Raw genomic sequence first — 20,915 nt, forward strand, 5'->3', positions numbered from 1 at the left:
AATCACCGATCAAGCAGGACTCACCCGGTTCGGCGGTCGTCGACGGTATTTCCGGTGAGCACAGCATTCGACGGCGTGTCGGATGGGAGGTTCGTCCGTTTATGCGTCGGTTAGGTTCAGCTGGCCGCTTGCAGTTGTTCGCCGTCCTCCGCGACCACGCCGGACCGGGCCAGGATGTCCAGGATCACACGCCGGGACCGCGTGATCTGGTTCAGCGACTCGTCCAGCCGCTGGACCTCCTTCATCAGGGTTGCCACCAGGTTGGAGCAGGGCAGCACCCGCGGAGTCGCGTCGAGCGTGCAGGGCATCAGATCGCGAACCGTTTTCAAGGACAGGCCCGCGCCCAGGAGAGCCCTGATGCGCTTCACCGTGTCGATGTCGGACTCCTGGTAGTGGCGGTAACCGTTCTCGCTCCGCTCCGCCGAAAGGAGACCTTGCTGTTCGTAGTAGCGGAGTAATCGGCTGTTGACACCGGTCCGCTCGGCGAGCTCACCGATCAACATGTGAACGTCCTCCGGATGTCGTCACTTGACCTTGACACTGATGTTAACCCTTAGTGTCCCGTGCTGTGAACGCACCAATCATCCCCGAAACCTCCCTGGCCTACGACAGCCACGGCGAGGGCCCTGTCAGCGTGATCTCCCACGGCGTGCAGACCGTCGCCGGCCACTGGGCGGCGGTGGCGAGCGCGCTTCCGGGGCGGACCCTGGTGGCCAACCGGCGTGGCCGCACCCCCAGCTGCACGCTGGGCGACGACTACGACCTGGGAACCGAGGTCGCCGACCTGAACCGGGTGCTCGACTTCGCCGGACCCGGCGCCGTCCTCATCGGCCACAGCTACGGCGGAGCGATCGCCCTGTTGACGGCGGCCGAGCGCGACGACCTGGGGGCCTTGGTCCTGTACGACCCGACCCTGCCGCTCGACAAGACCGCCGGCGAGGCGACTCTCGGGCGGGTCTCCGACGCGCTCGCCCGCGGTGACCGCGACGAGGCGTTCCGCGTGGTCCTCGCCGAGGTCGTCGGCGAGGCACCGGAGAACATCGAGGCGTTCCGCACCGGGGCGCCCGACGACTGGGCGGCCATGCTGGAGCTGGTCGAGACGACCCACCTCGAGCTGGCGGCGCTCAACCGCTTCGACTTCGACCCGACCGTGCTCGACAGGATCACCGTGCCGACCACGGTGCTGCTCGGCGAGCTGAGCGACCGCGAGCCGCTGAGCTTCGGGCCGACGTCGCGGCTGGTCGCCGAGCGCGTCGGCAACGCCGAGCTGGTAGTGCTGCCCGGCCAGCACCACGTCGCCCACATGCAGGCGCCCGAGGTGCTGGTGGAACGCATCGGCGCCGCCAAGGGAGTCGGCTCCGCGCTCTCCGCCTGATACCCCTTCCGACGAAGAGGAGAAGCAAGCCATGCGTGCGATCGTGCTGCGTGAATATGGCGATCCGCACTTGCTCACCGTTGAGGAGTTGCCCGAGCCGCGTCCCGCGGACGGGCAGATCCTGGTGCGCACCGCCGCCGCGGCGGTGAACCCGGTCGACCTGCAAGTGCGCTCCGGCGCCCACGCGGCCAACGTCTCCGCGGGTTTCCCGATGATCCTGGGCTGGGACCTCGCCGGAACGGTGGTGGAGGTGGCGCCGGACGTGACCCGGTTCGCGGTGGGCGACCCGGTGATCGCGATGTCGGCGCAGATGGCCACAGGTGTGGGCACCTACGCCGAGTTCGTGGCGCTGGACGCGGCGCTCGCCGCGCCGGCGCCCACGTCGGTGCCGTTGCGGGACGCGGCCGCCCTGCCGCTGGCAGGGCTGACCGCGGACCAGGCCCTGGACGTGCTGGACCTGGAGCCGGGCGCCCGCGTGCTGGTGGCGGGCGCGGCCGGCGCGGTGGGCTCGTTGGCCGTGCAACTGGCCGTGCACCGCGGTCTTGAGGTGATCGGCTTGGGCCGCGTGTCCGACGTGGACGCCATCCGCGAGGCTGGCGCCACCACGGTGCTGGTGGCCGGAGAGGTGATCCCACCGGGTGTCGCCGACGGCCTGCTCGACGCAGCGGGGCTGCCCGAGGCGATCACCGGCGTGCGCGACGGCGGCGTCGCGGTGTCCATCGTGCCCACGGCGGCACCGGTCGCCGAGCGCGGCGTCGAGGTCCGGATGTCGTTCGTGGAGCAGGACGGCGACCAGTTGGCGCACCTGGCATCCCTCGTGGACAAGGGTGTGCTCGCCCTGCGCGCCGGCACGGTGCTCGGCTTCGCCGACGCACCGGAAGCCCACCGGCGCCTGGCGGCGGGCGGCAGCCGCGGCAAGCTGCTGCTGGACCCCGCCGAGGGCTGATCACCCCCACAACCCTGCGCGAATAGCGGAGACGATCGTGCCCTTGTCCTTGTTCGCATTGATGCTGTGCGTGCTCAGCGTGGGTACCGCGGAATCAGCTGTCGCGGGCATCCTGCCGGAGATCTCCACCGACCTGGGCGTGTCCCTGCCCTCGGTGGGCCTGCTGTTCTCCGGCTACGCCGCGACCGTCGTGGTCCTCGGTCCCGTGCTGACGATCGTGACCAGGAAGGTCCCCGCCAAACGGCTGGTGCTGTGGCTGATGGCGGCCTTCGTGGCGGGCAACCTCCTGGCGGCGCTGGCGCCGGGGTACGGCGTGCTGATGGCGGGGCGGATCGTCTCCGCCCTCGCGCACTGCACGTTGTTCGCCGTGAGCATCGTCATCGCCAGCAGCGTGGTCGGCCCGGGGCGCCAGGCGTCGGCCGTGGCGAAGGTGGCCCTCGGCCTCAACCTCGCCACGGTGCTCGGCGTCCCGGTCGGCACGCTGATCGGCCAGCAGTGGGGCTGGCGGGCCACGTTCTGGGCCGTGCTGCTGGTCTCGGTCGTCGCGGCGGCCCTGGTGGCGGTGTCAGTCCCCGAGCCGCCGCAGGCCCCTGCGGGTTCGGTGGCGGGCGAAGTGCGGGTGCTGCGCCGCCCACGGGTGCTGCTCGCCGTGGCGATGACCGTGCTGGCCAGTGCCGGCGCGTTCACCGCCTACACCTTCATCGCACCGCTGTTGTTGACCGTCAGCGGGTTCGACTCCGAATGGGTGACCCCGCTGCTGCTGGTGTTCGGGATCGGCTCGATCCTGGGCAACGCGATCGCGGGGAGGTTCCCGGAACATGCCCTGATGCCCGCTCTGGTCGCAACCCTGGGTGCAATGACCCTGGTGTTGCTCGGCATTGCCGCGGTGGCCGACGGGCAGCTACCGGTGACCATCGCACTGGTTCTGTTCGGGGTTACCTATTTCGCGCTCATACCGCTGTTGCAGGGCCGCATCCTGGCTTCGGTGAAGGATGGCGCACCGACGCTGGCGCTGGCGTTGAACATCTCCGCGTTCAACATCGGTATCGCGACGGGCGCGTGGTTCGGTGGCAGGGTCATCGACGCCGGGCTCGGGCTGCGGGCGGTCGTGGTGGCTGGAGCGTGCCTGAGCGCCGTGGCCGTGGCCGTCGCCATCAGGGAATTCCGGTTCGACCGCCGGGCCGCGCACTCCGTCCGGGAACAGCACGAATCAATGGTGGGCTGAGTTCGTTCGAGTGAGGTGGTGGATGGCCCAGGCCATCCACCACCGTTTTCGCATGCCCTCAATCAGGCACATTTGAATTGCCACACAGTGATGGCGATCACCATGGAACGATGCATCGAATTCGTTGTGCGGCTCTCGGCAGCCTGCTTAGAATCGATCTCGCCGAGAGGTTGGCCAGAGTGCCGGTAGCTCACCGGGTGAATCCCGACCCGGCCCAACTCTCAATCTCGCGCTCATTCTTTCCGGGCAGTGTCGCCTCTGATTTTTGGCGGAATTCCCTCGACCGCATGGAGGAACCATGTTCGTGACGTCGGCTGTGGGCTCCCCCACCGAGAAGAACTTACCGGCGGGTGCCGGTGCAGGGCTGTTCGTGTTCAGCAAGCAGGTCGACTCCTGGGTGGTGACCGCTCAGAAGCCCGTCCAGTACGAGGTGCGCTTCTGCGACGACCTCTTCAACCCGGGCAAGCGCGACCTCATCGACGCGGGCGGCACGTCCGCACCCGGCACGCGGACGCGGCGGTTCGTCGTCCTCGACGCCAACGTCGACCTGCTGCACGGCGACCGCATCCGCGAGTACTTCGAGTACCACGGCGTGGAGACCCGGCTGTGCGTGATAGCGGCCAACGAGACCACCAAGGACTTCGGGACCGCGGCCCGGATCGTCGCCGAGATCGACGAGTTCGGCATCGACCGCCGCCGTGAGCCGATCATCGCCATCGGTGGCGGCGTGCTGATGGACATCGTGGGCCTGGTCGGCAGCCTCTACCGCAGGGGCACGCCCTTCATCCGGGTCCCCACCACGCTCATCGGTCTGGTGGACGCGGGCGTCGGCGCCAAGACCGGGGTCAACTTCAACGGCCACAAGAACCGGCTGGGCACTTACTTCCCCGCCAACCTGACCCTGTTGGACCGCTCATTCCTGGCCACCGTGGACAGCAGGCACATCGGCAATGGCCTCGCTGAGATCCTCAAGATCGCCCTGATCAAGGATGCCGAGCTGTTCACCCTGCTGGAATCGCACGGCGAGCTGCTGGTGGACGAGAAGTTCCAGGGCACCACCGCCGTCGGCGACCAGGTCGCGGGCGTGGTCCTGCGCCGGGCCATCCACGGCATGCTGGAGGAGCTCCAGCCGAACCTGTGGGAGACCAAGCTGGAGCGCTGCGTCGACTACGGGCACACGTTCAGCCCGACGATCGAGATGCGTGCGCTGCCGGAGCTGCTGCACGGCGAGGCGGTGTGCGTCGACATGGCGCTCACGACGGTGATCGCCCACCGCCGGGGCTTGGTCGGCGAGATCGACCGCGACCGCGTCTTCGACGTGATGCACCGCATCGGCCTGCCCAGCTGGGACCCGCTGCTGGAACCCGAGCTGCTGGCCAAGGCGCTGGAGAACACCGTGCGCCACCGCGACGGCATGCAGCGCCTGCCGCTCCCGGTGGGCATCGGTGACGTGGTGTTCGTCAACGACGTCACCCGTGACGAGCTCGCCGACGCCGTCGCCGAGCAGCGCGAACTTGGTCGGACCAAGGCGTTCGACGGTGTCTGAGCGGGCGCACCAGGCCCCCGTGCCGGTCGCTGACGTGCGCGGGGTGACCGACATCCGGGGAGTGCACGGCGCGGAAGGGCTCAGCCACTGGAAGTGCCTGGCCTCCCGCCGGGACCTGCGCGGCGAGTGGGAGGCGGTCGAGCTGGCGCGGGTCCCCGCGGGCGGGATGTCCGGCGAGCACCGGCACACCCGCACCGAGGAGGTCTACTTCATCGTCACCGGCGAGGGCGAGATGCTGCTCGACGGCGAGCCGCACGAGGTCCGGGCGGGCTCGGTGGTCCTCACCGGCCTGGGCACCGTGCACGGGCTGCGCAACACCGGCGACGACGACTTGGACTGGATCACCATCGAGGTCCTCGCTCCGGCGACCACCGCCGTGCAGCGCGGGCAGGGCCCTTTCACCGCCACGGGAACCGCGAAGTCGAGGGGAGGCGGAGTGAACGCGGAGGTTCACGACCTGAACGAGGGACCGGTCGACACCCGGTCGGTCTTCACCGGACCGTTGCGCAGGCTCGCCGTGCGGGACAGCGAGCCGGGCGCCACGACCACCGTCAGCGCCGACGGGGTCGAGCACACCCTGTTCGTGCTCGCCGGCTCCGGCACGGCCACGGGCGGCGGGGGCGAGGTGCCCTTGGCGCCCGGTGTGTCGATCACCCTGCCGCTGGGCACCGGTGTGCGGGTGGAGGCCGGCGCGGAAGGACTGCGCTACTTCCACGCCGAACTCGACGTGCCCGCACCGCGTGGCGGTCGGCCGTGATCGTCAACCACACCGACTCGCCCGCCGTGCTGCGGACGCCCGACGGGCCGCCGCACTCGACGTGGCGATGCCTGGCCCGGCGCGGGATGCTGCACAGCGAGACCGAGATCGTCGACCACCTGCGGGTCGCGCCCCACGACTCCCTGCCGCACCACGCGGACGACGTCGTGGAGGAGGCGCTGTACGTCGTGGCGGGTGGCGGCGAGGTCGTCGTGGGTGAGCGCGCCCTGCCCGTGCGGCCGGGGCACGCCGTCCTGCTCGGTCCCGACGAGACGGCCCGGCTGGTGGCCGGGCCCGAGGGCGTCGAGCTGATCAGCCTGCGCACCATGCCGCTGCGCGTCAGCTCCGCCCTGCCGCCGCGCGTCCCGGAACTGGTCGAAGCCCACCGGTAACCCGTTTCCCCGAGGAGAGAGCTGTGTCCGTTTCGGAACTGCCCGGCTCCACCGCCCGGCTGCCGGGCTGGCCGACCGGGACCATGCGAGCGGCCGTGCTGCGCGGCGTCGGCGCCGTGGCCGTCATCGAGCTGCCCGTGCCCGCACCCGTCCCGGGCACGGCGCTGGTGGCGCCGCGCCTGGTCGGCCTCTGCGGCACCGATCTGGAGCTGCTGCACGGCACCGCCGCCTACGTCCGCGATGGCCGCACCGGTTGGCCGCACGTGTTCGGGCACGAGTGGGTCGGCGAGGTCGTTGCCGTCGATCCCGACGCCCGGGGGCACGTGGCGGTCGGTGACCGCGTCGTGGGCCACACCATGATCTCCTGCGGGCTCTGCCGGTCCTGCCAGTCGGGCCGGCGCAACAACTGCTCACGGCTGGTCGAGGTCGGGCTGTACGGCCAGCAGGGCGCGGCGGCGCAGTACGTGCGGATGCCGGTGCACGCACTCAGCGTCGTGCCGAGCGGGGTCTCCGACGCGGAGGCGGCGCTCGTCGAACCCGCCGTCACCGTGATCGGTGGCTTGGAGTCGGTCCGCTGCGGCCCCGGCGACCGGGTGCTCGTGCTGGGCACCGGCACGATCGGTCTGCTGGCCGTCCAGCTGGCGGTCCGGCTCAGCGGATCGGTCGACGTGGTCGGCGTGGACGAGGCGGGCCTGGCCGCGGCCGCGTCGTTCGGCACCCGTCGCGGCTACGGGCCCGGCGAGGCCCCGCGTGGCGCGTACGACGTCGTGGTCGAGGCGTCCGGCGCCGACGTGGCGTTCCTGGAGGCGCTGGAACTGGCCGCCGTGGGCGGCCGGGTGAGCGCCATCGGCGTGCCGTCCAGGTCCGTCGGTCCCATCGACGCCTGCGACCTGGTGCTGCGCGGCGTCAGCGTCCACGGCGTGCGCCACGGCCTCGACCACTACGACCGCGCGCTGTCGCTGTTCGCGGGCGGCGCGCTCACCGCGGCGGGCATGACCAACCCCCCGATCCCGCTCGACCGGGTGACCGAGGCGTTCGCCGTCCTGGAGCACGGGCCGCGGATGGCGCCGAAGGTCGTGCTGGCCCCCTGACAGCACCTGGGCCCGGCGCGATCCCCGGCGCCGGGGCCACAACGGATGCCACACCGACGAACACGAGGAGGCAACGCAGATGTCCGCACCCATCGCCGTCGTCACCGGTGCCAGCTCCGGCATCGGCGCCGAGATCGCGTCCGCGCTCGGCGCGGCGGGGTACGACGTGCTGCTCGGCTACGGCCGCAACGAGGCCGCGGCCAAGGAGCGCGCCGGCCGCATCACCGCCGACCACGGCGTGCGCACGGAGACGGTGGCCCTGGACCTGACCGACCCCGGCCGCGCGGCCGAGGCGATGGACCGGGCCGCGGAGTCCTTCGGCGGGATCGACGTGCTGGTCAACAACGCCGGCGTGAACCGGCGGGCACTGGCGGTCGAGGAGACCGACGAGGACTGGCACCGGGTCATCACGGTCAACCTCACCAGCCCATTCGTGCTGGCCCGCGCGGCGGCCAAGCGGATGATCTCCCAAGGCCGTGCCGGCCGGATCATCAACATCACCAGCTGCCACGAGCACTACCCGATCGTCGGCGGCAGCGCCTACTGCACCAGCAAGGGCGGACTGGGTGCGCTGACCAAGGTGATGGCGCTGGAGCTGGCCGAACACGGGATCACCGTCAACGCCGTCGCGCCCGGCGAGACCGCGACGCCGATGAACGGCGTGCCCGAGGGCGTCGACGCGGCGCGGATCGGCAGGCCCGCCATCCCGGTGGGCCGCCCGGCCCGCAGCAGCGAGGTCGCCGCGCTGGTGGTGCACCTGGCGTCGCCCGAGGCCGCCTACACCACCGGCAGTTCGGTGGTCATCGACGGCGGCCTCGGGCTCACCGCCGCGATGGCCAACGCCGCCCGCGCCGGACAGCTCTGACCGACCCACCGCGACGAACCAGACGAAACCAGCACACGGCAGGAGGAGATCGATGACCCAGGCCGCGATCCGGGCCACCGCCGGGCGGTCCCGCATCCCCACCATCCGCAACGTCGACCACCTCGCGTACACCGTCCCGGACCTGGCGCAGGCGGTGGAGTTCTGCACCGAGGTGCTGGGCGCCGAGGTGCTCTACCACCTGGGCCCGGTCGAGGAGCCCGACTCCGACTGGATGACCGTCCAACTGGACGTGCACCCGCGGGCCAGCACCCGCATCTGCCTGCTGCGCCTGGGTCCGGTGACGAACCTCGAGCTGTTCCAGTACACCTCACCGGACCAGCGCACCGAGCGCCCCGCGGACGGCGACGTCGGCGGCCACGAGCTGGTGCTCGACGTGGTCGACGTCGAGGCCGCGCACACCGCTCTGGCCGGATTCGCCCCGACCGCGATCACCACCGAGGCGGACGGCCCCACGGCGGGGGTGCGCTGGTTCGAGATCCGCACCCCCTGGGGCATGGCGCTCCGACTGCGGCAGGTCCCCGCGGAGCTGCCGTTCGAGCACGAGGGCGGCCCCCGGCTGTTCCGGCCCGACCCGGCGGGGTACCGCGTGCCGCAGGCCGTCCTGCCGGGGCTGCTCGGCGTCAGCCAGGTCGGCTACACCGTGGCCGACCTCGACGCCGCCGTCGAGTTCCACGTCGACGTGATCGGCGCGGCCGTGCTCCACCGCACCGACGACGCCGCGGTGCTGCGGCTGGGCCCGGTGACCAACGTCGAGCTGCGCCGGTGCACCTCCGGGCGCACCGAGCGCCCCCGCAACAGCGATGTCGGCGGGCACCACCTGGCGTTCCACGTGGAGGACCCCGAGGCCGCCGCCGCGTACCTGCGCACGGTGCCGGGCGTGCGGGTGCTGGGCGAGGTCCAGCTCATCGACGACGGCGGCCCCATCGACGGCGACCGCTGGGTCTACTTCAAGGCGCCCGACGGCTTCCAGATGGAGGTGTTGAACATGCCGCCCGGCATGCCGTACGAGCGCCACACCACCGCGCGCAGGTTCGGTCCGGCACCGGAGTGGCGCGTCGACTGACCCGTGCGCGACGGGTGAGAGGGGGAAACCATGATCTGGCACGACATCTTCGTCGACGCGGCGGCGGTCGAGCTGCCCAGGCTCCTCCCGGTCGCGGAGGCCGTCGCCGCGGGCGAGTACGACGCGGAGGAGGCGGCGCGCAGCCGGATGCGCTCGGTCGCGGTGAGCGACAAGGCCGCGGCACCCGAACTGGCCGTCGCCGCGGCCCGCGCCGCGCTGGCGCGGTCGTCGGTGCCGGCCGCGGGCATCGGTCTGCTGATCCACGCCGACTGCTACTTCCAGGGCACCGAGTTCTGGAACACGGCGGCGTTCGTCCAGCACCAGGTGCTGGGCCACGGCGAGACCGTCGCGTTCGAGCTGCGGCAGATGTCCAACGGCGGCATGTGCGCGCTGGACGTCGCCGCGGGCCTGCTGACCGCGCGGCCCGACTTCGGCGCCGCCCTGCTCACCACCGGCGACCGCTTCGGTGACCGCGGCTTCGACCGGTGGCGCACCGACAAGGGCCTGGTCTTCGCCGACGGAGGCACCGCCGTGGTGCTGAACAGGCGGCCCGGACCGCTCCGCCTCGTGGCCACCGCGGCGTACGCGGCGCCAGAGCTGGAGGGTCTGCACCGCGGCACCGGGTTCGCCGAGGGTTTCGAGGAGGCCAGGACCGTCGACCTCCTGGCCAGGAAGGAGCAGTTCCTCACGACGATGCCCGTCGGCGAGGTCGGCGCGCGCAACGCGGCCGGCATGATGACGGCGGTGAAGCGGTGCCTGGCCGAGGCCGGGTCCGATGTAGACGAGATGGCCCTGGTCGCCGTCCCGTTCTTCGGCGCAGGACTGCTCACGCGCCAGTGCCTGGAACCGATCGGCGTGCCCCTGGAGCGCACGCTGGGGGACTGGGGCTTGGAAACGGGGCACCTCGGCTCCGGCGACCAGTTCGCCGCCCTGGCCAAGGTGCTCACCGACGACCTGCTCGCACCCGGTCAGCGGGTGCTGCTCGTCGGTGTCGGCGCGGGGTTCACCTGGACCTGCGCCGTGCTGGAGAAGTGCTGAGGACCGTCCTGTCAGGACGGTCGTTCCGCATCGCCCGGCCCCGCTGTGGCCGGGTTGAACACGAGAGAAAACCACCCGAGGTCGCACATGTCCAACCTGTCCCGCCGGTCCTTCTTGGGCGGAGCCGCCGCTGCAGGTGCTGTGTCCCTGCTGCCGGCCGGCAGCCCAGCCGCAGTCGCCCATCCCTCACCCGCCGCCCCGGGGATGAGCGCGGCGTCGGTCGCCGTCACGGCGGCCGACGCCCGGTACCCGGACCTGGTTCGGGGCGCGAACTTACGCTGGGTCGGCCAACCGGACTACGTCCAGCTGGTCGACAACGCCGACGCCGTCGTCAAGGCGGTGCGGTCGGCGGTCGATTCGAACACCCGCTTCGCCGTGCGCAGCGGGGGCCACTGCTACGAGGGGTTCGTCACCGATCCCGAGAACCGCGTCATCATCGACCTGTCCTGCATGAACCGGGTCGGCTACGACGCGCGGGCGCGTGCGTTCTCCATCGAGGCGGGCGCCACCCTCGCCGAGGTCTACGAGACGCTGTTCAAGCAGTGGGGCGTCACCATCCCCGGTGGTTCATGCCCGTCGGTGGGAGCCGGTGGGCACATCGTCGGCGGTGGCTACGGCGCCCTGTCCCGGATGCACGGCCTCACCGTCGACCACCTCTACGGCGTGGAGGTCGTGGTCGTCGACCGCGACCGCAAGGTGCGCAAGGTCCTCGCGACCAGGGAGCCCAACGACCCCAACCGCGAGTTGTGGTGGGCGCACACCGGTGGTGGCGGCGGCAACTTCGGCATCGTCACCCGGTACCTCATGCGCTCGCCGGGCACGGGCTCGACGAACCCGGCCGAACTGCTGCCGCGCCCGCCGTCCAACCTGATCGTGCTCAACGTGACCTGGCCGTGGGCGGACTTCACCGAGCGGACCTTCGCCCGGCTGGTCCGCAACTTCTGCACCTGGCACGAGCGCAACTCCGCGCCGGACTCGCCGTACACCGGGCTGTTCAGCCAGCTCAAGCTGTTCCACAAGTCCCAGGGCAGCAACCTGCTGGTGGCCCAGGTGGATGCCGACAACCCGCGCGCGGACGAACTGCTCAGCGCGTTCCTCACCGAGATCAACCGCGGGGTGGGTGACGTCCCGGGCGGTCCCACCATGCGGGTCAACGAACGCAGGCGCCTGCCGTGGTTGCACGCGGTGTGCACGTGGCCGGGCTTCGCCGGCCTGGACGCCACGCAGCGGTTCAAGGACAAGTCGGCGTACCTGCGGCGTGGGTTCACCGACGCCCAGATCGCCACGCTGCACCGCCACCTCACCGACCCGAACTTCGGCAACCCACTGTCGCTGCTGCTCCTGGCGGGCTACGGCGGCCGGGTCAACGCGGTGGCCCCGTCGGCGACGGCGGTGCCGCAGCGCGACTCGATCCTCAAGCTCCAGTACCTCACCTTCTGGCTGGACGAGGCCGACGACCAGCCCAACATCGACTGGGTGCGCGCCCTGTACCGGGACGTGCACGCGGACACCGGCGGGGTCCCGGTGCCCAACGACATCACCGACGGCTGCTTCGTCAACTACGCCGACGCCGACATCGGCGACCCGGCGCTCAACACCTCGGGCGTGCCCTGGCACCAGCTGTACTACAAGGACAACTACCCGAGGCTGCAGCGCGTCAAGGCGACCTGGGACCCGTTGAACGTGTTCCGCCACCGGCAGTCGATCCCGCTGCCATGAGAGGTCCGCGCCCGTCACCCGCGGCGGGCGCGGACCACACCCCCTTCCCCGCACCGCTGAGCGGTGCGCCGCAGACGACGTGGAGGTGTTGTGGCCGACCCCGGTTTCCTCGTCCTGCTCGGGCCCGACTACGCAGGCAAGTCGACGGTGATGCGCGCGCTGGCCGCGACGCGACCGGACTGGCGGCTGCTGTCGGTGGACGACGAGTTCCTCGCGCCCGAGCACGGCGTCGTGTCGACGCTGAAGTCCAGCCTGGTCACCGACGTGCTCCCGGCGATGGGCAAGCACCACTCACCCGACTTCGTGGCCGCCCTGCTGAACACCGCCGTGGTGCACCTGCGCGACCAGCTCCTCGACCGCGGCCCGCACCAGCCGGTCGTGGTCGACTCCTACTACTACAAGATCCTCGCCAAGTGCCGCCTGGTCGGTGCGGCAGCCGACCCGCTGTTTGCCTGGTGGCGCTCGTTCCCGCAACCGCGCAAGGTGCTGTTGCTCGACGTGGACCCGGGAACGGCGTGGGAGCGCAGCGGCCGGGGCGCGCGGGCCAACGGATTGGAGTTCCACGGCGCGCACGTGGACCGCGACTCCTTCACCCGCTTCCAGGCGGACCTCCGGACCGCGCTGCTCGACGAGGTCGCGCACCTGCCGGTCGAGGTCCTGCCGCCCGCCGACCCGGCCTCGACCGCCGAGCGCGTGCTGGAGGTGGTACGCCATGGGTTCGCCTGAACGCGGTTGGAGCGCCGAGCACATCCGCGGCTACCGCGAGCGCGTCTTCAGCGAGCGCGAGCGGCTGCGGCGCTCCCTCGGCGAGGCGCGGTCCTGGCAGCAGCGGGTGCTGGAGGACCTGCTGGAGTTCAACGCGGACACCGAGTTCGGCCGCAAGTTCGGCTTCGCGTCGATCCGCGGCGTCGACGAGTACCGCCGTGCCGTCCCGCTCCACGACTACGCCGCGCTGGAGCCGTGGATCGAGCGCATGGCGGCGGGCGAGTCCGGGGTGCTGACGGCCGACGACCCGGTCGTGTACTTCACCAGCAGCGGCAGCACGGGCGCGCACAAGAAGATCCCGGTCACCCGGCGGTTCATGCGCACCAGCTTCTTCCCGTTCTTCTACGCGGCGTGGGCGTCGATGGCCGAGCACCACCCGGACGTGCTGGCCCGCGCGGACGCCGTGCTGAACCTCAAGCACGACCCGCTGCCGGTGCCGCGGACCACCGCGAACGGCCGCCCGCACCTGGGCGCGAGCCAGGTCGACTTCGGCGCCGCGTTCGGCGAGCCCCTCGCGGCCGAGCCCGGCACCTCGGCCGCCTGGGCGACGCTGCCCGCGGCGGTCGCGCCCGACGACCACCTGGAGAAGGCGTACCTGCGGCTGCGGTTCGCTGTGGCGGCCGACGTGCGCTGCGTCATCGGCATCAACCCGGCCGTCGTCGCCGCACTGCCCCACCAGCTGGAGACGTGGTGGGAGCGTCTCGTCCGGGACGTGCGGGACGGCACGGCGGGCGGTGAACGGATCACCGACCCCGACCCGGCGCGCGCGGCCGAGCTGGAGGCGCTGGCCCGGGTGTTCCACCCCGTGCGCCCCGCCCACGTCTGGCCGAACCTGCGGGTGGTGTTCTGCTGGACCGGCGGTGTCGCCTCCCTGTACCTGCCGCGCCTGCGGGAGGAGTTCGGCATCGGCGTCGACGTGCTGCCCGCGCCGCTCGCGGCCTCCGAGGGGCCGACCGCGGTGACCCTGGACCGGCACGCGACGGCGGGCAGCCCGGTGGTCACCGCGTCGTTCTACGAGTTCGCGCCCGCCGACGAGCCGATCGGCCCCGACGTGGAGACGCTGCGGCTGCACGAGCTGGAGGTCGGGCAGGAGTACCAGGTCGTCTACAGCCACGTCGGCGGCATGTACCGCTACGCGGGCGGCGACGTGGTGCGCGTGGTCGACGCGCCGGGCGACGTGCCGCGCGTCGAGTACGCGGGCCGGGCCGACGCGAGCGACGCGGTCGGCGAGCGGCTGCGCGAGTCCCACGTCGTCGGCGCGCTGTCCACCGCGCTGGACGAGACGGGTCTGGCGGTGCGCAACGCGTCCTGCCGGGTCTCGCCCACCACCGACGGCACGCCCGGTTACGAGTTCGCGGTCGCGCCCCTCACCCGGTGGAGCCCGGACGAGGTCGAACGGGTCGCGCGGCGGCTCGACGCGGCGCTGGGCGCGCGGGCGCCCGGCTACCGGCGGGTCCGCGCCGAGGGCGCTTTGGCCCCGGCACGGCTGCGCACCATCTCCGCCAAGGCGTTCCAGGACGACTGGCACGCGCGCGTCGCCGAGGGCACCAGGCCCGCCCAGGTCAAGGACCGGCTGTTCCGCCGAACCGACCGCGAGTGGGACCGGTTGGTCGGCACGCGGCCCCAACCCGAGGAGTGAGATGATCGAGACCGGTGCGCTGCTCGACTCGATCGAGCGCACGGCCCTGCTGACCGCCGCGCTGCGCGCCGCCGAGAGCCGCCGCGAGGACCGCCTCTACGTCGACCCGTACGCCGAGGCGTTCGCCGGGGAGATCGGCCCGCGGCTGTTGGCGGAACTCCGCGCGGTCACCTTTCCGCCCGACCGGCCGCGCACGCTGCCCAGCACACCCGACTACAACGCGATCCGGACGCGGTTCTTCGACGACTTCCTCGTCGGAGCCGCCGCCCGGCCGGGGATGCGCCAGGTCGTGATGGCTCCCGCGGGCATGGACTCGCGACCGTTCCGGCTGTCCTGGCCCGACGGGGTGCGGGTTTTCGAGGTGGACCGCCCGGCCGTGATCGCGTTCAAGGACGCCTTGCTCGCCGGCGAGCGGCCCGCCGCGGACCGGGCCGCGGTCGCGGTGGACCTCCGGGACGACGACTGGGAGGACGCGCTCGCGGACGCGGGCTACGACCCGACCGCGCCCTCGACCTGGCTGCTGGAAGGGCTGCTCTACTACATCCCCGAAGCCGACGTGCACCGCCTGCTCGACCGGGTCCGGCACATCACCGCGCCGGGAAGCCTCGTCGCCGCCGACATCGTCAACGCCTCGGCGCTGACCCTGCCGACCATGCGCGGCCTGCTCGACGTGTTCGCGGGCTGGGGCTGCCCCTGGCTGTTCGGCTCCGACGAGCCCGAGGCGCTGTTCGCCCGCCACGGCATCGACGCCGTGGCCGTGCAGCCGGGCGACCCCGAGGCCGACTACGGCCGCTGGCCCGACCCGGTGCCGCCGCGCGAGGTCCGGGACGTGCGCCGGGTGTTCTTCGTGCACGGCGTCAGGAAGTAGGCGACCACGATGGCTGAGGTCGTGATCGCGGGCGGCGGCGTGGCGGGACTGGCCGCGGCGCTCGTGCTGGCGAACGACGGGCACCGCGTGGTCGTCGTCGAACGCGGCGCGCCGCCGCCCGCCGGACCACCCGACCTGGCGGGCCGGCTCTGGCACCGGCCCACGGCGCCGCAGACCGGGCACTCGCACACGCTGACGTCGTTGGGCGTGGCGGTGCTGGAGGACCACGCGCCCGCGCTGCTCGCCGACCTGCTCGACGCCGGGGCGCGTCTGGTCGACCTCACCGAGGCGATGCCGCCCGACGAGGGTGCGCCGCGCCCGGACGACACCGAGCTGCGGGCCCTGGCGTGTCGGCGCACCACCTTCGACGTGGTGCTGCACCAGCACGTCGAAGCGCACCTGGGCGTCCGAATCCTCCACTGGACCCGCGTTCTCGGCCTCCTCGTCAGCCCCGACGGCGACCGGGTGCAGGGCGTGACCACGGACCAGGGGACGCTGCCCGCGGACCTGGTCGTCGACGCCACCGGCAGGCGCGCCCTGGGCAGGCGGTGGCTGGAGCGGCTCGGCGTCGTGCTGCCCGCAGACCTGACCTCGCCCACCGCGACCCGCGCCCACACCCGCTTCTACCGGGGGCCGAGCGGTTTTCTCAACCGCGGCAACGCCGCGGGCGTGCTGGCCGACCACTTCGCGGGCGTACTGCACCCCGGCGACAACGGCACGTTCTCGATCGCGTTCGGCGTCCTGCCCCAGGACGCCGAGCTGCGCCGCCTGGGCGATCCCGACGCGTTCGACGCGGTAGCACGCGTCACCCCCTGGGTGGCGGACTGGGTGGTGGCGGGGCGCGCCACGCCGATCTCCGGAGTGCGGACGATCACTTGTCCGCCGAACGCCCTGCGCACCCTGGCCGTCGCGCCGCCGTCGGCGCCGTCGGGGCTCGTGCCGGTGGGCGACGCCGCGTGCGTCACCGACCCGCTGTTCGGGCGCGGCATGTCGTTGGCGCTCGCCCGCGCCGCCGAACTGCCCGCGCTGCTGCGCGAACACCCGCGGGCGGGACGTGACCTGGACCTGGACGCGGCCCGCGCCGCCGAGCGGCTCCTCCTGCCGTGGTACCTCCAGGCGGAGGAAGAGAGTGAGGTCCGCATCGCCCGCTGGCAGGCCGCCCTGGCCGGCGAGCCCGTGCCGCGGACACCGACCACCCCGCTCCGCTCGGCCGCCGTCGCGGCGTCGCGGGACCCGGTCGTCTGGCGCGGCGTCACGCGCGTGCTGATGGGGCTCCGCACACCGGACGAGGTGTTCGCCGACGAGGTGTTCGCGGCGCGGGTGCGCCGGGCCACCGCCGACCCGCCCGCGCCGCCGCACCGCACGCCGGACCGGGCACAGCTGCTGGCCACCACTCGGTTACCGGGGAGGGAAGATGCTTACGCTGGAAGCGCACCGCGCTGAGCGGTCCACCGCCGCGGTCCGCCGCGACCGCGCCGCCACCGGGTCCACTCGACGCAGGGTGCTGCTCGCACCCGTCACGATCACCCCCACCAAGCCGCTGACGCCGAGCCACCTCAAGGGCCTGTTCTGGACCGACGTCGCCTACCGCGCCACGCGGCGGCTCGCCGACGTGACCTACCGCAGCAACCGCACCGCGTTCGACCCCTGCGAGCAGACCCTCGGCTTCTGGGAGTACCTCGACCGGACCCTCGGCGACACCGACTACTCCGGCATGTCGGAGGACGCCGTCGGCGAGCTGTACCGGCGCTGGCGCGCGTCGGGCGAACGCGCGCCCTTCGCGGCGTGCGCCCCCTACCTGGAAGCGATCGAACAACACGGCTGGGTGCACCCCGCCAGCGCACGCCTGCTCGACGCGTGGGCCGGGCAGTACCGCCGCCTCGGCCTGCACGACCCGGGGCTGACCGCGCACCAGCCGCCGGGTCTGGGCCTCGACGAGGCCGTGGACCGCCTCCACTCCCTGGGCATGTGCCTGGACCTGCGCGCGGACGGCGGCCCGGTCTACCTCGACGCCACCCGGGACGGCATTCCGCTGCGGCAGATCGTCGCCGCGGACGGCAGGCCCAACTACCTGGCGTGCGCGCTGCGCGACCTGATGCCCCTGGCACCCGACCACGACGAGGTCGTGCTGCTCCACGACCGGGAGCTCGAACCGGACTACCTGCTGCTGCAACGCGTCCTGTCCCGGCTCGGCCCCGCCGTGCACCGGGTGTCGCTGGGGCGGGTCCCCATCGACGGGCGCATCGCCTCGGCCCGGCACGGCGGCTGGCGAGGGCACGGCGCGGGCGCACTGCTGGCCGAGTTCGGCGACCGGTACGACCCGGCGGTGCTCCGGCTGGGCATGCGGCTCTACTTCATCGCCGTTCTCGGTCCCGGCGACCACGACTCGATCCGGCACGACCTGCTCGACCGCTCCTTGGCCAAGGCCGCGCGGCTGCTCGACTCGGCGGACGACGTCGGCCCTGGCGAGGTGTCGGCCGCGCTCGCGGCCCACCGCGGCGCGAAGGGCGGCCACCTGCACGTCGATCCGTACCGGCTCACCAGCAGCCTGCTCAACCGACGCCGCGGCGCGCCCGCGCGCGAACTGCTGGAGGAGGTCTACACGTGACCATCACCCAGCAGGTGCTGCGCGACCACGTCGCCCAGCGCATCGCCACGGCCCGACCGGACCTGGCGCGGCTCCACGACCTGTCCACGGTGGACGGGCTGGCCGGTGTCGAGGCGTGCGTCGCCGAGGACGGCACCACCGTGGTGGCGGTCGTGCGCCGCTTCGACCTGGTGTCGTGGACGCGCGGCACGGTCGCCTTCGCCGCCGGCCTGGACCCGGAGCGGGCCGCGAAGTGGCGTCGCTCGTTCACCAGGACCGTCTTCCTGGCGGGAAACCCGGTGAACCTCGTGGACAGGTTCGCCTTCGCCCACGTCGACGACATCGGCTCGACGGCGTGGACCGCGCCGGCCCCCGGACCGGTCCACGCGCCGCTGCGGCGGCTGCTGCGGACCTTCAGCGGTTCGCGCGAGGTCGCGCCCTCCGGGGACGTCCTGATCGACCTGCCGGGCGGCGGCGGTGGCCGGCGCGCGCGCCGGGTGCTGTACCTGGCCGGCTCGGGCACCACCGTGGAGCGGTTCATGGTGCACATGAACCACCTGCTGGTGGAGGCCGTGCTCGACGGGATCGTGTCGCCCGGTGATCGGCTCGTGGTGCGCCGCGTGCCCCGGCTGGTGGGCGTGCCCGGACCGTTCGACGCCCTGCGGGTCGACATCGACCCGGTCTGCCCCGGACGGCTGCGCGCCGTGATGGGCCTGACCGAGGAGGGGGAACGTGCCTGAGTTGAGGTTCGGCTACCACGGCTCGCGGAGGTCGCCCCTGGCGCTCGCCACCGCGGCCGGTCTGGCCGCCGACGAGGTGGAGCTGGTCGAGTACGACGTGCGCGACCCGTTCACGCCGCTGAGGACGGGCCGGGTGGACGTCATGATCACCAAGTTCGACCAGCGGGAACCCGACCTGCACTACAGCGCGCCGGTCGCGGTGGACCCGCGGGCGGTGGTCGTGGGGGTCGGGCACCCGCTGGCCGACCGCGCGGAGGTGTCGGTGGAAGAGGTGGCCGACCACCTCCTCTTCCACCGGCCCGGTGACATGCCCGTCGAGGCGTGGGACCAGATCGTCCCGCCCACCACGCCGGGAGGCAGGCCGCTCCGCCGCGGGGTCGAGCTGACCACGGTGGCGGGGATGATGCGGCTGATCGCCTCCGGCACCGCCGTCCACCTCACCGTGCTGTCCATCGCCGACATCGCGCCGCCCACCGTGCGGGTCGTGCCGGTGACCGACCTGCCACCCGCGTCCGTGCAACTGACCCACCTGCCCGGCGCGGCGCAGCGGGTGACCGACTTCGTCGCCGCCTGCGAGGCGGCCGGCGCGCTCCTGGGAGTCGCATGAGCGCCCCCGTCGTGCTGCTGCACGCCCTCGCGGCAGACGAGGGCATGTGGGCCGGGCAGGAACGGGCACTGGCCGAGTCCGGGCATCCGGTGCTGGCCCCGAACCTGTACCGGCTCGCGGACCGGGTGCCGGGCCCGCCGTCCGTCGCCGGGCTCGCCGCCGCGCTGGCCGACGTCCTCGACGCATCCGGCTTCCGGCGCGTCGTGCTGGCGGGCTGCTCCCTCGGCGGTTACGTGGCGATGGCGCTGGTGCGCCATCGCCCCGGGCTGGTGGGCGCGCTCGCGCTGCTCGGGACCAGGGCGGACGCGGACGACCCGGCGACCCGCGCACAGCGGCTCGCGTTCGCGAACCGGATCGCCGACCCGGCGTCGGCGCGCGTGTTGACCGCGGCCACCGCGCCGAAGCTGCTCGGCGCGGGCACCAGGCGGCGCAGACCGGAACTGCTCCGGCACGTCGAAGACGTCGCGCACGCCGTGCGGGCCGGGGACGTCGCCTGGGTCCAGCGCGCCGTCGCCGACCGCGAGGCGGCCCACGATGTCCTCGCCGGGTTCGCCAGCCCCGCCGTCGTGCTGGTGGGCGCGGAGGACGAACTGGTGTCCGCTGACGACGCCCGGCGCGCGGCGGGATCCCTGCCGCACGGGCGGCTGCGGATCGTGCCCGACGCCGGTCACCTGTTGCCCCTGGAAGCCCCCGACGCCATCCGACACACCCTCGAATCGCTGCTCGCCGACGTTGAACGGGAGCCCGCATGCTGACCGCGACCGACCACGCCGACTGGGGGTTCACCACCTCCACCGGGCTCGCCTTCACCCGGGCCGACATCGTCGGCGCCCACTTCGAGGCGTGCGCCACCACCTACCTGGGCCTGCTGGCCCGCGTCGGCGTCCGCCCCGGCTGGCGCGTGCTCGACGCGGGCTGCGGGACCGGGCGATTCCTGCCCCACCTCGCGGACCTGGTGGGCGGTGGCGGCGCGCTGTCCGCGGTGGACCTCGCGCCCGAGAACGCCGAACAGGCCCGTGCCCTCGCCGCGGACCTGCCGTGCCCGGTCGAGGTGCGGCAGGGCGACCTGACGGACCTGCCCTACCCCGACGACGCCTTCGACGCCGCCTGGTGCGCCAACACCACGCAGTACCTCGACGACGACCAGCTCCGCCGCGCCCTGGCGGAACTGCGCCGCGTGGTGCGTCCCGGCGGGCTGGTGGCGGTCAAGGACCTGGACGCCACCGCGGTCACCGCCCGACCCGGACCGCCCTTCCTGTTCACCGACTTCTTCCGGGAGGCGGCCAGGACCTCCGGCTACGCCCGGCAGCTGCTGCGCGCCAGGGATCTGTACCGCCACCTCGCGGAGGCCGGCCTGGCCGACGTGCGCCAGCACACCGCCCTGTCCGAGCACTACGCGCCCTTCACCCCGGCGGAGAGCGCGTTCTACGGCGGGTCGTGCGCCCGACTGGCCGCCCAGGCCACCGCGGCCGGCCCCGCCCCGGACTGGCGGCCGTTCCTCGACCCTGCCGATCCGGCCAACCCCCTCAACGCCCCCGACGCCTACATCTGCGAGGGCAACGTGCTGGCGGTGGGCACGGTGCCGTACCGGGCGGTGACCTGAAAGAGTCCGTCCGCGCGCTACCCGCAGCGACCTGCGCCATGGACGCCTGGGCATCTTCCGCCAGGTCG

The 20,915-nt window shown here is 72.8% G+C and carries 21 protein-coding genes; 20 read left to right on the forward strand and 1 reads right to left on the reverse strand.

Annotated elements, in window-relative coordinates; translation table 11 throughout:
* Window positions 1-116 precede the first annotated feature (116 nt).
* Entirely contained in the window at window positions 117-503 is a 387-nt protein-coding gene (locus ACRAKI_RS20790) for a MerR family transcriptional regulator (protein WP_447002170.1), read from the reverse strand.
* A gap of 65 nt (window positions 504-568) precedes the next feature.
* Here ACRAKI_RS20790 and ACRAKI_RS20795 point away from each other — a divergent pair, with 65 nt between their 5' ends.
* From ACRAKI_RS20795 to ACRAKI_RS20890, 20 genes are all read left to right on the forward strand, one after another.
* Window positions 569-1,375, forward strand: coding sequence for an alpha/beta fold hydrolase (locus ACRAKI_RS20795; protein WP_447002171.1), 807 nt, complete (start codon window positions 569-571; stop codon window positions 1,373-1,375).
* Between the two features lie 31 nt (window positions 1,376-1,406).
* Window positions 1,407-2,321, forward strand: a complete 915-nt coding sequence (locus tag ACRAKI_RS20800) for an NADP-dependent oxidoreductase (protein WP_447002172.1) — start codon at window positions 1,407-1,409, stop codon at window positions 2,319-2,321.
* 43 nt (window positions 2,322-2,364) lie between these two features.
* Window positions 2,365-3,546, forward strand: coding sequence for an MFS transporter (locus ACRAKI_RS20805; RefSeq protein WP_447002173.1), 1,182 nt, complete (start codon window positions 2,365-2,367; stop codon window positions 3,544-3,546).
* A 304-nt stretch (window positions 3,547-3,850) separates the two neighbouring features.
* A complete protein-coding gene (locus ACRAKI_RS20810) occupies window positions 3,851-5,092 on the forward strand; it encodes a sedoheptulose 7-phosphate cyclase (protein WP_447002174.1) in 1,242 nt (413 codons plus the stop codon).
* The gene (locus ACRAKI_RS20815; RefSeq protein ID WP_447002175.1) at window positions 5,085-5,849 is read left to right on the forward strand and encodes a cupin domain-containing protein; all 765 of its coding nucleotides are present in this window, start codon (window positions 5,085-5,087) and stop codon (window positions 5,847-5,849) included. The genes ACRAKI_RS20810 and ACRAKI_RS20815 overlap by 8 nt, the downstream gene beginning before the upstream one ends.
* Window positions 5,846-6,241, forward strand: a complete 396-nt coding sequence (locus tag ACRAKI_RS20820; RefSeq protein WP_447002176.1) for a hypothetical protein — start codon at window positions 5,846-5,848, stop codon at window positions 6,239-6,241. The genes ACRAKI_RS20815 and ACRAKI_RS20820 overlap by 4 nt, the downstream gene beginning before the upstream one ends.
* 23 nt (window positions 6,242-6,264) lie before the next feature.
* Window positions 6,265-7,332 (forward strand): zinc-dependent alcohol dehydrogenase, encoded by a 1,068-nt coding sequence (locus ACRAKI_RS20825; protein ID WP_447002177.1) that lies wholly within the window; start codon window positions 6,265-6,267, stop codon window positions 7,330-7,332.
* A gap of 79 nt (window positions 7,333-7,411) precedes the next feature.
* Window positions 7,412-8,197, forward strand: a complete 786-nt coding sequence (locus tag ACRAKI_RS20830) for an SDR family oxidoreductase (protein ID WP_447002178.1) — start codon at window positions 7,412-7,414, stop codon at window positions 8,195-8,197.
* Between the two features lie 52 nt (window positions 8,198-8,249).
* Entirely contained in the window at window positions 8,250-9,281 is a 1,032-nt protein-coding gene (locus tag ACRAKI_RS20835; protein ID WP_447002179.1) for a VOC family protein, read from the forward strand.
* Window positions 9,282-9,311: 30 nt separating this feature from the next.
* A complete protein-coding gene (locus ACRAKI_RS20840) occupies window positions 9,312-10,319 on the forward strand; it encodes a ketoacyl-ACP synthase III family protein (RefSeq protein WP_447002180.1) in 1,008 nt (335 codons plus the stop codon).
* A gap of 87 nt (window positions 10,320-10,406) precedes the next feature.
* Window positions 10,407-12,038 carry an FAD-binding oxidoreductase gene (locus tag ACRAKI_RS20845; protein ID WP_447002181.1) on the forward strand — a complete coding sequence of 544 codons (1,632 nt, stop codon included), beginning with the start codon at window positions 10,407-10,409 and terminating at the stop codon, window positions 12,036-12,038.
* Between the two features lie 90 nt (window positions 12,039-12,128).
* Window positions 12,129-12,764 carry a hypothetical protein gene (locus ACRAKI_RS20850; protein WP_447002182.1) on the forward strand — a complete coding sequence of 212 codons (636 nt, stop codon included), beginning with the start codon at window positions 12,129-12,131 and terminating at the stop codon, window positions 12,762-12,764.
* The gene (locus tag ACRAKI_RS20855; protein ID WP_447002183.1) at window positions 12,751-14,442 is read left to right on the forward strand and encodes a GH3 auxin-responsive promoter family protein; all 1,692 of its coding nucleotides are present in this window, start codon (window positions 12,751-12,753) and stop codon (window positions 14,440-14,442) included. The genes ACRAKI_RS20850 and ACRAKI_RS20855 overlap by 14 nt, the downstream gene beginning before the upstream one ends.
* 1 nt (window position 14,443) lies before the next feature.
* Window positions 14,444-15,310 carry an SAM-dependent methyltransferase gene (locus tag ACRAKI_RS20860; RefSeq protein ID WP_447002184.1) on the forward strand — a complete coding sequence of 289 codons (867 nt, stop codon included), beginning with the start codon at window positions 14,444-14,446 and terminating at the stop codon, window positions 15,308-15,310.
* A gap of 9 nt (window positions 15,311-15,319) precedes the next feature.
* Window positions 15,320-16,753: an NAD(P)/FAD-dependent oxidoreductase gene (locus ACRAKI_RS20865; protein ID WP_447002185.1), complete on the forward strand. Its 1,434-nt coding sequence runs from the start codon at window positions 15,320-15,322 to the stop codon at window positions 16,751-16,753.
* The gene (locus tag ACRAKI_RS20870) at window positions 16,725-17,918 is read left to right on the forward strand and encodes a hypothetical protein (RefSeq protein WP_447002186.1); all 1,194 of its coding nucleotides are present in this window, start codon (window positions 16,725-16,727) and stop codon (window positions 17,916-17,918) included. The genes ACRAKI_RS20865 and ACRAKI_RS20870 overlap by 29 nt, the downstream gene beginning before the upstream one ends.
* The gene (locus ACRAKI_RS20875) at window positions 17,915-18,637 is read left to right on the forward strand and encodes a DUF6182 family protein (RefSeq protein WP_447002187.1); all 723 of its coding nucleotides are present in this window, start codon (window positions 17,915-17,917) and stop codon (window positions 18,635-18,637) included. Before ACRAKI_RS20870 ends, ACRAKI_RS20875 begins: the two co-directional genes overlap by 4 nt.
* Window positions 18,630-19,244 (forward strand): substrate-binding domain-containing protein, encoded by a 615-nt coding sequence (locus tag ACRAKI_RS20880; RefSeq protein WP_447002188.1) that lies wholly within the window; start codon window positions 18,630-18,632, stop codon window positions 19,242-19,244. The genes ACRAKI_RS20875 and ACRAKI_RS20880 overlap by 8 nt, the downstream gene beginning before the upstream one ends.
* Complete coding sequence (locus ACRAKI_RS20885; protein WP_447002189.1) at window positions 19,241-19,999, forward strand: alpha/beta fold hydrolase; 759 nt, start codon at window positions 19,241-19,243, stop codon at window positions 19,997-19,999. Before ACRAKI_RS20880 ends, ACRAKI_RS20885 begins: the two co-directional genes overlap by 4 nt.
* A complete protein-coding gene (locus ACRAKI_RS20890; RefSeq protein ID WP_447002190.1) occupies window positions 19,993-20,847 on the forward strand; it encodes a class I SAM-dependent methyltransferase in 855 nt (284 codons plus the stop codon). Before ACRAKI_RS20885 ends, ACRAKI_RS20890 begins: the two co-directional genes overlap by 7 nt.
* The last annotated feature ends 68 nt before the right edge of the window (window positions 20,848-20,915 follow it).

The organism is Saccharothrix isguenensis (assembly GCF_052936305.1).